This is a genomic window from Streptomyces sp. NBC_01431 (assembly GCF_036231355.1).
Lineage (GTDB): Bacteria > Actinomycetota > Actinomycetes > Streptomycetales > Streptomycetaceae > Streptomyces.
Genome location: NZ_CP109496.1, coordinates 6,052,814 through 6,066,302 on the forward strand (window position 1 = coordinate 6,052,814; position 13,489 = coordinate 6,066,302).

Consider the following 13,489-nt stretch of genomic DNA (forward strand, 5'->3'; position numbering starts at 1 on the left):
CGAACCGCCGAGGAGACCCTGTGCCCGACCGTCTGTTCATCAAGCTCTGCGGGCTCAAGACCGAACAGGATGTGGACACCGCCGTCGAAGCCGGGGCCGACGCCATCGGCTTCATGTTCGCCGACAGCCCCCGGCGAGTGGATGCCACCACCGCCATCCGCCTCGTCGAACGGGTGCCGCCGCACGTGATGACCGTCGGCGTGTTCCGTGACCAGCCGACCGACCAGGTCCGGTCCCTGGCCGACATCACGGGCGTGCGCGCCATCCAGCTGCACGGCCACGAGGAGCGGAGCCAGTTCACCGAGCTCAGGAACGGCGGGTGGACCCTCATCCGGGGGACTTCGTACCGCGAGCCCGTACCACGGCGCGGGCAGATGGGCGAGGACATCCTCCTCCTCGACGCGCCCACGCCGGGCGCCGGAATCCCCTGGGACTGGACCCGGGGGGCCCTGCGGTCCCCGGATGCGGAGTGGCTCCTGGCCGGTGGCCTCACACCGGGCAACGTCGCCGCGGCCGTACGGGCCACCCGGCCCTGGGGCGTGGACGTGTCCAGCGGGATCGAGAGGACCCGGGGAGTCAAGGACCCCGCTCTCATCGAGGCCTTCGTCAAGGCTGCGCGTGCCGCAGCCTGATCACCCCGAGGAGGACGACTTGCCCATCCGTTTCTACGACACCAGCGCCCGGCAGATTCGTGATTTCGTTCCGCTCTCGCGGGGTTGTGTCTCGATCTACCTGTGTGGTGCGACTGTTCAGGCGGCCCCGCACATCGGGCACATCCGGTCGGGGTTGAACTTCGACGTCATGCGGCGTTGGTTCGAGTACCGCGGTTATGGCGTGACGTTCATCCGCAATGTCACCGACATCGACGACAAGATCATCAGGAAGGCGGGCGAGCAGGGCCGTCCGTGGTGGTCGATCGGGTACGACAACGAGCGTGCGTTCAACGACGGCTATACGGCGCTGGGCTGCCTGCCGCCGACCTACGAGCCGCGGGCGACCGGGCACATCACCGAGATGGTCGAGATGATGCGGGGTCTGATCGAGCGTGGTCACGCGTATGAGGCGGACGGCAGTGTCTACTTCGATGTGCGTTCCTTCCCGGAGTACCTGGCGCTCTCCAACCAGGACATCGACGATCTGCGCCAGCCTGACGAGGGTGTGTCGGGTAAGCGGGATCCGCGGGATTTCGCGATGTGGAAGGCGACCAAGCCGGGTGAGCCGGACTGGGAGACGCCGTGGGGGCGCGGCCGGCCGGGCTGGCATCTGGAGTGCTCGGCGATGGCTCACAAGTATCTGGGCAGTGCGTTCGACATCCACGGCGGCGGCCTTGATCTGATCTTCCCGCACCATGAGAACGAGATCGCTCAGGCGAAGGCCTTCGGTGACGCGTTCGCGCGGTACTGGGTGCACAACGCCTGGGTGACGATGTCCGGCGAGAAGATGTCGAAGTCGCTCGGGAACTCGGTGCTGGTTTCGGAGATGGTCAAGCGCTGGCGGCCGATCGTGCTGCGCTATTACCTGGGTACTCCGCACTACCGGTCGATGATCGAGTACAGCGAGGAGGCTCTGCGCGAGGCGGAGTCGGCGTTCGCGCGGATCGAGGGTTTCATCCAGCGTGTGGTGGAGAAGGCGGGCGGCATTGTCGAGCCTGCCGCCCAGGTGCCGCCCGCGTTCGCCGAGGCGATGGACGACGACCTCGGGGTGCCGCAGGCTCTCGCGATCGTCCACACCACGGTGCGCCAGGGCAACAGCGCGCTGGCGGCCGATGACAAGGAAGCCGCGACGGCGCGTCTGGCTGAGGTCCGGGCGATGCTGGGTGTTCTGGGTCTGGACCCGCTGGATGCCCACTGGGCGGAAGAGGCCGACCGGGGCGGGGAGCTTCACGGCGCGGTGGACACTTTGGTGCGCCTGGTTCTGGAACAGCGTGAGGCGGCCAGGGCTCGTAAGGACTGGGCGACCGCGGACGCGATCCGTGACCAGCTCACCCAGTCCGGCCTCGTCATCGAGGACAGTCCCAGCGGCCCGCGCTGGACCCTCGGCCCCCGCTGAACCCACACGATCGCCGTCGATACGGGGCAAGGGTCCTGCCCGGGGCAACTCGTCTGCGAGGGCGTGCGATTGCCGCGCGCCCCGGTGGGACCAGGGCGCCTCGGTCCGACCCCGCGCTCGCGCCAAGGCCCCGGTGTCGCGGGCCATGCACAGCCGCGGCCGCCCCGAACTGCCGGACCCGGCCTCGCCCTGCGCACAGGACAGCCGCACACTCCCAACTGCCCCCGCCCGTCGCGTAACCTCAGCACTCCCGCCCCCGGACGGCGAGTGAACGGAGACGAGCCGCATGGCCGCACTGTCGCTCCGTAAAGTGGAGGAAGCCGCGCCCGCGCTCGTCTCCCTCTACAAGAGCGCCGCCGTCTCCCTGGAGAGACACGGCCTCGATGACGAGACCGCCGCCGTCTACCTGGTCATCGACCACTCCGGCTCGATGCGCCCGTACTTCAGAGACGGCAGCGTGCAGGCGCTCGCCGACAGGGTGCTCGGCCTGTCCGCGCACCTCGACGACGATGGCCGCGTGCCTGTGGTCTTCTTCTCCACGGGCATCGATGCAGAGACGGAGATCGCCCTGGAGAACCACAGCGGGCGCATCGAACGGATCGTCGCCAACCTCGGCCACATGGGCCGGACCAACTACCACGTGGCCATGGACGCGGTCATCGACCACTACCTGGACAGCGGCGCGACCGCCCCCGCGCTCGTCGTCTTCCAGACGGACGGCGCCCCCAGCAGCAGACTCGCGGCCGAACGCTACGTCTGCAAGGCGGCCACACTGCCGATGTTCTGGCAGTTCATCGGCTTCGGCAATCCGCGCAGCCACCAGTTCGACTTTCTGCGCAGACTGGACGAGTTGGCCGTCCCCCAGCGCCGACGCGTCGACAACGCGGGCTTCTTCGCCGCCGGGAGCGACCCGCGAAGGATGAGCGACGCCCAGCTCTACGATCGGCTGCTCGGCGAGTTCCCCCACTGGCTGCGCTCGGCACGGGCGGAAGGGATCGTACGGTGAGGATGCTGCGGGCCGCCGACAGGGTGGCCGTGCCGTGGCGGAACGGGGGCGGTGTGACGCGGAACGTCGCCGCGTACCCCGAAGGCGCGGGGACGGCCGGATTCGAGTGGCGGGTGAGCCTCGCGGACGTCGCGGCGGACGGCCCCTTCTCCGGCTTTCCCGGGGTGGACCGGATCCTCACGGTGGTCGAGGGCGCCGGAATGGACCTCACCGTCGGCGGTCAACGCCGCCTGGTGGACGAGCGGTTCGTGCCCCAGCACTTTCCGGGCGACGCGCCCACCCAGTGCCGTCTCCTGGCCGGGCCGGTGGTCAACTTCAACGTGATGTACCGCCGGGGACGCCCCGCGCCCTCGGTCGCCGTGGTGCGGGGCGCCCTGACGATCGCCGGACCCGCGCTCGTCGTCGCCCTCGACGCGCCCGTACGGGTCGACGCCGTCGTCCTCGACCCGTACGACGCGGTGCTGAGCGACGAGGGCGCCGCGAGCGTGCGGGCCGAGGGGCGCGCCGCGATCGTCACGCTCCCGCGATCGGGCATGGCCGCCTCGCCGATGCGGTAATCAGGACAGAATCTGTCCGCCTCGTGCGGTTTGCTTGAGCCATGGCATCCAATGAGACAGCGCGCCCGGCAGTTGGCTGGTCGGACTTCCGCAGTGCGGAACCAGCGTTCGCCGACGTCGTCGAAGCGCGGTTCAAGCAGTACAAGCACCACGTCCTCGCGACCCTCCGCAAGGACGGCTCGCCCCGCGTGACCGGCCTGGAGGTGGAGTTCAGGGACGGCGAGCTGTGGCTCGGCATGATGCCGAACTCGATGAAGGCGTTCGACCTGCTGCGCGATCCGCGCTTCGCCGTCCAGGCCAACCCGGGACCGGATGCCGAGATGGCCGACGGCGACGTACGGGTCAGCGGGCGTGCCGTGGAGGTCACCGACTCCGCCGTCCTCGCGCGGTTCGCCTCCCAGGTGCACCCGCCCGAGCCCTTCCACCTGTTCCGCGCCGAGCTGACCGAGGTCGTGCGCACCGGCGTCGAGAACGACGAACTGGTCGTACGGGCCTGGCGACCCGGCGCCGCCCTGCGCACCCTCAGGCGCGGCAACGCGGACGCCGGCGTTCGCGAGGATGCCTGACGGCCCGGCGGTTACAGTCACCGGGGCAGCGACGGGCCAGGAGATCCAGGGGAGTTCATGAGCAGCGAACACAGCAACGGCGCGGTCACCCTTGTCACCGGTGGTGCGAGCGGGATCGGCGCCGCGACCGTACGGCGGCTCGTCGCAGACGGCCACCGGGTCGCCGTCACCGGCCGCGACCAGGCGAAGCTCGACGCTTTCGTGGCCGAACTCGACGCGGGGGAGCGGGTGGTGGCCCTCGCCGCCGACACCACCGACCCGGCCTCGATCAGCGGGGCGGTGGAGGCGGCGCTCAAGACGTTCGGGCGGCTCGACCACGTGGTCGCCAACGCCGGGTTCTCCACCCACGACAACCTCGCCGACGGGGACCCCGCGCACTGGCGCGAGATGCTCCTGGTCAACGTGCTCGGCCCGGCCCTCCTGGTGAAGGCCGCGCTGCCCGCGCTCACCGAGAGCGGCGGGCGGATCGTGATGGTGGGCAGCACGGCGGGGATCAAGAACACCCCGGGCAACATGTACTCGGTCAGCAAGAGCGCGCTCACCTCGCTCGCCGAGAACACCCGGGTCCTGGTCACCGGCTCGGGCGTCGCCGTGACGCTGATCGCGCCGGGCCGGGTGGACACCCCGTTCTGGGAGAGCCACCCCACGGGCGTCGTCCCGGACGGCCCGGCCATGACCCCGGACCACGTGGCCGAGGCGATCGTCTGGTCCCTGGCCCAGCCGGCCGGGGTCGAGGTGAACACGGTGGTGGTCCGGCCCACGGGGCAGGTGCACTGAGGGGTGCCCTGAGGACCGGTCACCCCTTGCCCTTGAGGCCTTGGGAGAGTTCGGGTCCCGGGCGCGACCGCGCTCAGCCCGCCAGTACCGCCGCCCGGCACTCTCCGGGCGCTCCCCACGCACCGCGCAGCACCCGCGCCTTCCGCAGCCACAGCGAAAGGTCCAGCTCGTCCGTGTAGCCCACCGCCCCGTGCAGTTGCAGCGCGGTGCGGGCGGCGTCGTACGCGGCCTCCGACGCCGTCACCTTCGCGGCGGCGACATCGCGCGGCGCGAGCGACAGCGCCGCCCCGTACAGCAGCGGCCGCGCGAACTCCACCGCGACCAGCGTGTCCGCGAGCCGGTGCTTCACCACCTGGAACGAGCCGATGGGCGCACCGAACTGGGTGCGCTGCTTGACGTACGCCACCGTCCGGTGGAGCAGTGCCTCGGCGACCCCGAGGCACTGCGCGGCCGCCGCGAGCCGGGCCAGGGCGGTGGCGTGCGCGAGGGCCGCCGTCAACCCGGACCCCGCGGCCAGGAGTTCACCGCCCGGCGCGAGGCGGGCCAGGCGCCGGGCCGGGTCGAGGGAGGGCTGGAGGGGCCCGTGCCCCGGCGCGAGCCGCAGCTCGCCGCCGTCGACGGCCAACACCGCGTCCGCCGTGTCCGCGTCGAGCGCGTACGGGCCGCCCTGCGGGAACAGGACGCTCGCCACGCACGCCCCCGACACGATCGACGGCAACAGCCGCTTGGCCGGGCCGTCCTCGCCCAGCTCGGCGAGCCGGGCGAGCAGGGCCGCCGCGGCCACCGTCTCGACCAGCGGACCCGGCGCCGCGTGACGGCCCAACTCAACGAACGCCACGGCCAGTTCGACGGGCAGCGGCCCGACACCGTCGTACGTGTCCGGCGCGACCAGCGCGAACACCCCGGCCTCTGCGATCCGGGACCACAGGGCGCGGCCCGGCCCGGCCTCGCCCGCACCCCACGCCCGTACCACCGAAGGCGTGTCGGCGGCGGTCAGCATCGCGTCCAGCGAGCGCGCGAAGTCGAGCTGTTCCACATCGAGCAGGAACCTCATCAGCGCCGGCCCTTAGGGAGGCCGAGCAGGCGCTCGGCGATGATGTCGCGCTGGATCTCGTTCGTACCGGCGTAGATTGGACCGGCCAGCGAGAAGACGTAGTTCTCGGCCCAACTGCCGTGTTCGGGTGCCTCGTTGGCGTCGCTCGACAGCTCGCCGTACGGGCCAAGCAGGTCGAGCGCGGTCTCGTGCAGGGCGATGTCGTAGTGCGACCAGAACACCTTGTTGAGGCTCGACTCGGCGCCGCTCGGCTCGGCCGCCGCGAAACGGGAGGCACCGGCGCAGGTGAAGAGCTCGTAGGCGCGCGCCCCGATCACCGCGTCGGCCACCCGGTCCCGCAGCGCCGTGTCCGCCGGATCGCCCTTCGCGCGCCACAGGTCCACGAGCCGCCGCGCGCCGGCGAGGAAGCGGCCGGGGGAGCGCAGCATCAGGCCGCGTTCGTTGCCGGTGGTCGACATGGCGATCCGCCAGCCCGCGCCGACCTCGCCGATGACGTCCTCGTCCGGCACGAACACCCCGTCAAGGAAGAGCTCCGCGAAGGCCGGTTTGCCGTCGAGGCGCCCGATGGGCCGGACCGTCACCCCGGGCGCCCGCAGGTCGAACATCAGGTAGGTCAGGCCCTGATGGGGTCTGGCCGCGGCCGGATCCGTACGGAAGATGCCGAAGGCGCGGTCGGCGAACGCGGCCCGTGATGACCAGGTCTTCTGCCCCGAAAGCAGCCAACCCCCCTGGGTGCGCACGGCCTTGGACCGCAGCGAGGCGAGGTCGGAACCGGCCTCCGGCTCCGACCAGGCCTGCGCCCAGATGGTCGCGCCGCTCGCCATGTCCGGCAGGATCCGTGCCCGCTGCTCGGGCGTGCCGTGGTCGAACAGGGTCGGCGCCAGCAGGTTGATGCCGTTCTGCGAGACCCGGCCGGGGGCGCCCGCCGCGAAGTACTCCTCCTCGAAGAGGAGCCACTTGAAGATGTCGACGCCCCGGCCCCTGTACTCCTTCGGCCACGAAACCACCGACCAGCGGTCCGCGGACAGCTCCGCCTCCCATGCGCGGTGGGCGGCGAAACCGGCCTGCGTCTCCAGGGAGGGGAGGGGCCTGGCGGGAACGTGCGCGGCCAGCCAGGCCCGCGCCTCGGCCCGGAAGGCCTCCTGGTCGGGGGTGGGGTCCAGGTCCATGGTTGCGGTGCACCGTCCTTCCCTAACAAGTGTTTGGTAGGTTAGCGTGGCGCCGTGACGGACAACAAGGCTCAGTACGTGCCGGGACACGGGCTGCTCGACGGCCGCACCGCAGTCGTCACCGCGGCGGCCGGCGCAGGGATCGGCGGCGCCACCGCCCGCCGGCTCCTGGAGGAGGGCGCCAGGATCGTCATCGGCGACGCGCACGCCCGCCGCCTCAAGGAGACCGAGCAGGCGCTCGCCGCGGAGTTCGGCGCCCGCAACGTCGCCTCCCTGCCGTGCGACGTGACGGACGAACAGCAGGTCGGTGCCCTCTTCGCGCTCGCCACGCGCGTTCACGGCGGACTCGACATCGTCGTCAACAACGCTGGCCTTGGCGGCACTTGCTCCCTCGTCGACATGACCGACGAGCAGTGGTCCAAGGTCCTCGACGTCACCCTGAACGGCACCTTCCGCTGTACCCGCGCGGCCCTGCGCGTCTTCAAGGACTCCGGCCGCACCGGCGTGATCGTCAACAACGCCTCCGTCGTCGGCTGGCGTGCCCAGGCCGGCCAGGCCCACTACGCGGCCGCCAAGGCGGGCGTCATGGCACTCACCCGCTGCGCGGCCATCGAAGCGGCAGACCTCGGCGTCCGGGTCAACGCGGTCGCGCCGTCGCTCGCCATGCACCCCCACCTCGTGAAGGTCACCTCCGCCGAACTGCTCGAAGAGCTCACCGCCCGCGAGGCGTTCGGCCGCCACGCCGAACCCTGGGAGGTCGCCAACGTCATCGTCTTCCTGGCCAGCGGCTACTCCTCGTACCTGACCGGCGAGGTCGTCTCCGTCAGCAGCCAGCGCGCGTGAGGAGACAATGACGGGGTGCCGACGAACAGCAAGAAGAAGACGCAGGTGACCGCCTCGCCCGAGCGGCGTCGTGAACTCCTCGCCACGGCGGCCGACGTGTTCGCCGCCCAGGGGTACAACGCCACCACCGTCCGAAGGATCGCGGACGAGGCGGGCATGCTCGCGGGCAGCCTCTACTACCACTTCGACTCCAAGGAATCGATGCTCGACGAGATCCTCTCGGCCTTCCTGAACGAGCTCTGGGAGGGGTACGACGCCGTGCTCGCCGCCGGACTCGGCCCCCGGGAGACCATCGAGGCCCTCGTCACCGAGTCCTTCCGGGAGATCGACCGGCACCGCGCCGCCGTCGCGATCTACCAGAAGGAGGCCAAGCACCTCGTGGACCAGGAGCGCTTCCACTACCTCGCCGACTCGCAGCAGAAGTTCGAGAAGGCATGGCTGGGGACGCTGGAGCGCGGAGTCGCCACCCACGCCTTCCGCGCCGACCTCGACGTCCGCCTCACCTACCGGTTCGTGCGCGACACCGTGTGGGTGGCCGCGTCCTGGTACCGGCCCGGCGGACAGCACAGCCCGGACGAGATCGCCCGCCAGTACCTCTCGATGGTCCTGGACGGAATCGCCGTACGTACATGACCGCCGTACGTACCCAACTCACGTGTGTGAATGGGGAGTTGTCATGGCCGAGGCCTACATAGTCGAAGCGGTACGCACGCCGGTTGGCCGGCGCGGCGGAGGGCTGGCGGCAGTCCACCCGGCGGACCTCGGGGCGCATGTGCTCACGGCGCTCATCGCGCGCTGCGGCATCGACCCGGCCGCCGTCGAGGACGTGGTCTTCGGCTGCCTGGACACCGTGGGCCCGCAGGCCGGCGACATCGCCCGCACGGCATGGCTGGCGGCCGGGCTCCCCGAGGAGGTGCCCGGCGTCACCATCGACCGCCAGTGCGGTTCCTCCCAGCAGGCCGTCCACTTCGCGGCCCAGGGCGTCCTGTCCGGCACCCAGGACCTGGTGGTCGCGGGCGGCACCCAGAACATGTCCATGATCCCGATCGCCTTCGCCTCCCGGCAGGCCGCCGAACCGCTCGGCCTGACCGACGGCCCCTACCTCGGCAGCGCGGGCTGGCGGGCCCGCTACGGCGACGCGCCCGTCAACCAGTTCCACGGCGCCCAGCTCATCGCCGAGAAATGGGGGATCTCGCGCCGCGACATGGAGGAGTTCGCGCTCAGCTCCCACCGGCGCGCCGTCCGCGCCATCGACGAGGGCCGCTTCACCCGTGAGACGGTCCCCTGTGCCGGGGTCGCGGTGGACGAGGGTCCGCGCCGGGACACCACCCTGGAGAAGATGGCGGGCCTCGGGCCCGTCACGGACGGCGGCACCATCACCGCCGCCTGCTCCTCCCAGGTCTCCGACGGAGCCGCCGCCCTGCTCATCGCCTCCGAACGCGCGGTCGCCGACCACGAGCTGACCCCGCGCGCCCGCATCCACCACCTCTCGGTACGCGGCGACGACCCCATCCGGATGCTGTCCGCGCCGATCCCCGCGACCGCGTACGCCCTGAAGAAGACCGGCATGACGATCGACGACATCGATCTGGTCGAGATCAACGAGGCCTTCGCGCCGGTGGTGCTCGCCTGGCTCAAGGAGACCGGCGCCGACCCGGCCCGGGTCAACGTCAACGGCGGCGCCATCGCGCTCGGCCACCCACTCGGCGCGACCGGCGTCAAGCTGATGACGACGCTGCTGCACGAACTGGAACGCACCGGTGGCCGCTACGGCCTCCAGACGATGTGCGAGGGCGGCGGTCAGGCCAACGTGACGATCATCGAGCGGCTGTAACCGGCATCACGGCTGGGCCGCGCGACGGCATGCTATCGTGGGGGCTGTTGCAGTTTTGGTACCCATATACTTTATGTGCGCCTGACGGGAATGCTCCTCAGGCGCATATTTGTTTTCCGGGTTTCTCCGGATGGGCTCAATGCGGCGACGAGGAATCCGTAATTCCGCGGATTTCCGGAACTGCCCCTGTCTTAGGAGAAATGACATGGCTACTGGCACCGTGAAGTGGTTCAACTCGGAAAAGGGCTTCGGCTTCATCGAGCAGGACGGCGGCGGCCCCGACGTCTTCGCCCACTACTCCAACATCGCCTCCAACGGCTTCCGTGAGCTCCTTGAGGGCCAGAAGGTCTCCTTCGAGGTCACCCAGGGCCAGAAGGGCCTGCAGGCGGAGAACATCGTTCCCGCCTAATCGCCGACGAGGCGTATTTTGCAGCCGCGCACCCCGCGGCTCGCGAATTTCGCAGCCGGGGCCCGCACCCTCAGGTGCGGGCCCCGGCTTGTGCTGTCTTGTCCCAGGAAGGCAAAACCGTATGACGCGCATGACCAGCAAGCGCTCGGGCTCCGGTGCCGGCACCGGCTCCCGTTCCGGTTCCGGCTCCACTTCCGGTCCCCGCAGGGGCTCCGGACGACCCGCCGCCAAGCCCGCCAAGGGCAAGACCATGGCGCCGCAGGGTGAGTTCAAGCTGCCGGAGACCCTGACCCCCGCGCTGCCCGCCGTCGAGGCCTTTGCCGACCTGGACATGCCCGCGGCGCTCCTCAAGACGCTCGACGCCCAGGGCGTCACCGAGCCGTTCCCGATCCAGGGCGCCACCCTGCCGAACTCGCTCGCGGGCCGCGACATCCTCGGCCGCGGCCGCACCGGCTCCGGCAAGACCCTCGCCTTCGGCCTCGCGCTGCTCGCCCGCACCGCGGGCAGGCGCGCCGAGCCCAAGGCGCCGCTCGCGCTCGTCCTCGTACCCACCCGGGAACTCGCGCAGCAGGTCACCGACGCGCTCACGCCGTACGCGACCTCCGTGAACCTCCGCCTCACCACCGTCGTGGGCGGGCTCTCCATCACCAAGCAGTCCAACGCGCTGCGCCGCGGCGCCGAAGTGATGGTCGCGACCCCGGGCCGCCTCAAGGACCTCATAGAGAGAGGTGACTGCTCGCTGGAGAACGTGGGCATCACCGTCCTCGACGAGGCCGACCAGATGGCCGACATGGGCTTCATGCCGCAGGTCACGGCGCTGCTCAAGCAGGTCGAGCCGGACGGCCAGCGGATGCTGTTCTCGGCGACCCTGGACGCCAACATCGACCGCCTGGTCCGGATGTTCCTCACCGACCCGGTGGTGCACTCCGTCGACCCGTCGGCCGGCGCGGTCACCACGATGGAACACCACGTGCTGTACGTCCTGGACGAGACCGACAAGAAGGCCGTCACCACGCGCATCGCGGCCCGCGACGGCCGCGTCATCATGTTCCTCGACACCAAGCGCTCCGTGGACCGGCTGGTCAAGCGGCTGCTCTCCAGCGGGGTCCGTGCGGCCGGGCTGCACGGCGGGCGCTCCCAGCCGCAGCGCAACCGCACCCTGGACCAGTTCAAGAACGGGCAGGTCACCGCTCTGGTGGCGACCAACGTCGCGGCCCGCGGCATCCACGTCGACGACCTGGACCTCGTCGTGAACGTGGACCCGCCCACGGACCACAAGGACTACCTCCACCGGGGCGGGCGCACCGCGCGAGCCGGCGAGTCCGGCAGCGTGGTCACGCTCGTGCTGCCCGAGGAGAAGCGCGAGATGACGAAGCTCATGTCGTTCGCGGGGATCCGTCCCCGGACGGCCGAGATCAAGTCGAGCTCCGAGGAGCTCGTGCGGGTCACGGGTGCGCGCGAGCCGTCCGGTGTCCCGGTCGTCATCGAGGTCCCGGCCCAGCCGGAACCGAAGCGGGCGCCCTCCGGGGGGCGCAGCCGCAGCCGCCGCGGGGCTTCCCGTGGGGGCTCGGGCCAGGGCGCCCCCGCCCAGGCTTCGGCTCAGGGCGGCGCCCGCACCGGCTCGGCTCAGGGTGGCCGTGCCCAGGGTTCGGGCCAGGGCAACCGCACCGGCTCGGCTCAGGGCAGCCGCACTCAGGGTTCGGCTCAGGGCGGCCGCGCCCAGGGTTCGGGCCAGGGTGCTGGGCGGGGCCAGGGCGCCGGTCAGGGTGGGCGTGCGCAGGGTGCGTCGTCCCGGGCGCAGGGTGGACGTGGGCGTGGACAGGGTGGTGCGGGGCGGGGTCGGGCCGGGGCCTGATCTTTTCCCCACCCCGCCCCTTCCCGAGACCCTCCGGGGGTGATGGCGCCCTGGGGCTCCGCCCCAGACCCCGTTCGCGCCCGAAAGGCGCTAGTCCTCAAACACCGGACAGGCTGGGATGGCTAACGCCCCACCCCGCCTGGGGGCGCAGGGAACTGCGCGAGCGCCACGCACGGTCTGCGGTCGAGCGACCGTCTAGGGGCGCGGGGAGCTGCGCGGGCAACCCCGCACGGTTCGCGGCCGAATGACCCCCCTCCCCCCAGGAGGCACCGCCCCGCACGCACCGCCGCCGAGCCCGCTCGCAGGTGTCAGCCCCGTGACGGCAGGGTCGCCAGTACCTGAGCGGCCTCGTGCATCACGCGGGTGATCAGTTCGTCGCAGCTGGGGAGGTCGTCGATCACGCCGGCGACCTGTCCCGAGGCCATCACCCCGAGGTCGGTGCGACCCTCGACCATGGACGCCCGCAGCAGTATCGGGGTGTTGGCCGCCAGTAGTACTTGACTCCACGTCAGGTCCTTGCCGTGCTTCATCGCCAGGCCGTCCCGGACCAGTTGGGGCCAGGAGAGGCCGGAGAGCTTGCGGAATCCGGCCGCCCGGCGCGCCGCGCGCGCCAGCGTCCGCGCCCGGCCCGCCCCTTCGAGCGAGGCGACGAGTTCGGTACGGAGCATGCGGTGCGGCAGTCCGTCCACGGCCCTGGTGACGGTGATGTCCTTGACCGTCGCCGCCAGATACGCGGCCTTCACCGTGTCGGGGACCGTCGAGTCCGAGGTGAGCAGGAAGCGGGTGCCCATCGCGACGCCCGCCGCCCCGTAGGCCAGCGCGGCCACCAGCCCCCGGCCGTCGTGGAAGCCGCCCGCCGCGACGACGGGAATGTCCACCGCGTCCACAACCTGCGGGAGCAGCACGGTGGTTGCCACCTCTCCGGTGTGGCCGCCGCCCTCGCCGCCCTGCACGATCACCGCGTCCGCGCCCCACGCCGCGACCTTCTCGGCGTGCCGCCGGGCGCCGATGGACGGGATCACGACGACGCCCGCGTCCTTCAGCTCGGCGATGAGGTCGCGGGACGGCGCGAGTGCGAAGGACGCCACCTTCACGCCCTCCTCGATGATGATCCGCACCCGCTCGCGGGCGTCCCCCGCGTCGGCCCGCAGATTGACCCCGAACGGCGCGTCGGTGCGGGCGGCGACCTTGCGGACCGCTTGCCGCAGCTGGACCGTCGTCATCGTCGCCGAGGCGAGGACGCCGAGCGCTCCCGCGTTCGCGGCGGCCGAGACCAGGCGGGGACCCGCCACCCAGCCCATGCCGGTCTGCACGATTGGATGCCGGACGCCGACGAGTTCGGTGAGGGCGGTCTCGATGCGGGAGGGCGC

The 13,489-nt window shown here is 71.3% G+C and carries 14 protein-coding genes; 11 read left to right on the top strand and 3 right to left on the bottom strand.

Translation table 11 applies throughout. The annotated features are described in order from the left end of the window. Window positions 1-20: 20 nt before the first annotated feature. The 6 genes from OG522_RS27605 (at window position 21) to OG522_RS27630 (ending at window position 4,955) form a co-directional block, all read left to right on the top strand. A complete protein-coding gene (locus OG522_RS27605) occupies window positions 21-632 on the top strand; it encodes a phosphoribosylanthranilate isomerase (RefSeq protein ID WP_329465710.1) in 612 nt (203 codons plus the stop codon). 19 nt (window positions 633-651) lie between these two features. After that, window positions 652-2,049 carry a cysteine--tRNA ligase gene (gene cysS / locus OG522_RS27610; RefSeq protein ID WP_329465711.1) on the top strand — a complete coding sequence of 466 codons (1,398 nt, stop codon included), beginning with the start codon at window positions 652-654 and terminating at the stop codon, window positions 2,047-2,049. Window positions 2,050-2,335: 286 nt separating this feature from the next. Further along, window positions 2,336-3,055, top strand: a complete 720-nt coding sequence (locus OG522_RS27615) for a vWA domain-containing protein (protein WP_329465712.1) — start codon at window positions 2,336-2,338, stop codon at window positions 3,053-3,055. A 2-nt stretch (window positions 3,056-3,057) separates the two neighbouring features. Next, on the top strand, window positions 3,058-3,612 hold the full coding sequence (locus tag OG522_RS27620; RefSeq protein ID WP_329467757.1) for a HutD/Ves family protein: 555 nt from the start codon (window positions 3,058-3,060) through the stop codon (window positions 3,610-3,612). 41 nt (window positions 3,613-3,653) lie between these two features. Beyond that, complete coding sequence (locus tag OG522_RS27625) at window positions 3,654-4,178, top strand: pyridoxamine 5'-phosphate oxidase family protein (protein ID WP_329465713.1); 525 nt, start codon at window positions 3,654-3,656, stop codon at window positions 4,176-4,178. 57 nt (window positions 4,179-4,235) lie between these two features. Next, on the top strand, window positions 4,236-4,955 hold the full coding sequence (locus OG522_RS27630) for an SDR family oxidoreductase (RefSeq protein WP_329465715.1): 720 nt from the start codon (window positions 4,236-4,238) through the stop codon (window positions 4,953-4,955). A gap of 73 nt (window positions 4,956-5,028) precedes the next feature. Here OG522_RS27630 and OG522_RS27635 read toward each other — a convergent pair whose 3' ends face one another. Continuing rightward, window positions 5,029-6,009, bottom strand: a complete 981-nt coding sequence (locus OG522_RS27635) for an acyl-CoA dehydrogenase (protein WP_329465716.1) — start codon at window positions 6,007-6,009, stop codon at window positions 5,029-5,031. Continuing rightward, window positions 6,009-7,178 carry an acyl-CoA dehydrogenase family protein gene (locus OG522_RS27640; RefSeq protein WP_329465717.1) on the bottom strand — a complete coding sequence of 390 codons (1,170 nt, stop codon included), beginning with the start codon at window positions 7,176-7,178 and terminating at the stop codon, window positions 6,009-6,011. The genes OG522_RS27635 and OG522_RS27640 overlap by 1 nt, the downstream gene beginning before the upstream one ends. A gap of 54 nt (window positions 7,179-7,232) precedes the next feature. On the opposite strand from OG522_RS27640, the gene OG522_RS27645 reads away from it, so the two are divergent. The 5 genes from OG522_RS27645 to OG522_RS27665 all read left to right on the top strand — a co-directional run bounded on the left by OG522_RS27645 (window position 7,233) and on the right by OG522_RS27665 (window position 12,119). Next, window positions 7,233-8,021, top strand: a complete 789-nt coding sequence (locus OG522_RS27645) for an SDR family oxidoreductase (protein ID WP_329465718.1) — start codon at window positions 7,233-7,235, stop codon at window positions 8,019-8,021. A gap of 15 nt (window positions 8,022-8,036) precedes the next feature. Then, window positions 8,037-8,654: a TetR/AcrR family transcriptional regulator gene (locus tag OG522_RS27650; RefSeq protein WP_329465719.1), complete on the top strand. Its 618-nt coding sequence runs from the start codon at window positions 8,037-8,039 to the stop codon at window positions 8,652-8,654. A 43-nt stretch (window positions 8,655-8,697) separates the two neighbouring features. Continuing rightward, window positions 8,698-9,855, top strand: coding sequence for an acetyl-CoA C-acetyltransferase (locus OG522_RS27655; protein ID WP_329465720.1), 1,158 nt, complete (start codon window positions 8,698-8,700; stop codon window positions 9,853-9,855). Between the two features lie 205 nt (window positions 9,856-10,060). Beyond that, window positions 10,061-10,264, top strand: a complete 204-nt coding sequence (locus OG522_RS27660) for a cold-shock protein (RefSeq protein ID WP_328313482.1) — start codon at window positions 10,061-10,063, stop codon at window positions 10,262-10,264. A 121-nt stretch (window positions 10,265-10,385) separates the two neighbouring features. Continuing rightward, the gene (locus tag OG522_RS27665) at window positions 10,386-12,119 is read left to right on the top strand and encodes a DEAD/DEAH box helicase (RefSeq protein ID WP_443074757.1); all 1,734 of its coding nucleotides are present in this window, start codon (window positions 10,386-10,388) and stop codon (window positions 12,117-12,119) included. A 308-nt stretch (window positions 12,120-12,427) separates the two neighbouring features. On the opposite strand, the gene OG522_RS27670 is transcribed toward OG522_RS27665, so the two are convergent. Continuing rightward, on the bottom strand, window positions 12,428-13,477 hold the full coding sequence (locus OG522_RS27670; protein WP_329467759.1) for an NAD(P)H-dependent flavin oxidoreductase: 1,050 nt from the start codon (window positions 13,475-13,477) through the stop codon (window positions 12,428-12,430). Window positions 13,478-13,489 lie beyond the last annotated feature (12 nt).

Bases quoted from the DNA above. Each gene is read 5' to 3' on its own strand.
- OG522_RS27635 (WP_329465716.1), bottom strand. From the start codon at position 6,009: ATGAGGTTCCTGCTCGATGTGGAACAGCTCGACTTCGCGCGCTCGCTG.
- OG522_RS27615 (WP_329465712.1), top strand. From the start codon at position 2,336: ATGGCCGCACTGTCGCTCCGTAAAGTGGAGGAAGCCGCGCCCGCGCTC.
- OG522_RS27660 (WP_328313482.1), top strand. From the start codon at position 10,061: ATGGCTACTGGCACCGTGAAGTGGTTCAACTCGGAAAAGGGCTTCGGC.
- OG522_RS27625 (WP_329465713.1), top strand. From the start codon at position 3,654: ATGGCATCCAATGAGACAGCGCGCCCGGCAGTTGGCTGGTCGGACTTC.
- OG522_RS27665 (WP_443074757.1), top strand. From the start codon at position 10,386: ATGACGCGCATGACCAGCAAGCGCTCGGGCTCCGGTGCCGGCACCGGC.
- OG522_RS27630 (WP_329465715.1), top strand. From the start codon at position 4,236: ATGAGCAGCGAACACAGCAACGGCGCGGTCACCCTTGTCACCGGTGGT.
- OG522_RS27655 (WP_329465720.1), top strand. From the start codon at position 8,698: ATGGCCGAGGCCTACATAGTCGAAGCGGTACGCACGCCGGTTGGCCGG.
- OG522_RS27640 (WP_329465717.1), bottom strand. From the start codon at position 7,178: ATGGACCTGGACCCCACCCCCGACCAGGAGGCCTTCCGGGCCGAGGCG.
- OG522_RS27620 (WP_329467757.1), top strand. From the start codon at position 3,058: ATGCTGCGGGCCGCCGACAGGGTGGCCGTGCCGTGGCGGAACGGGGGC.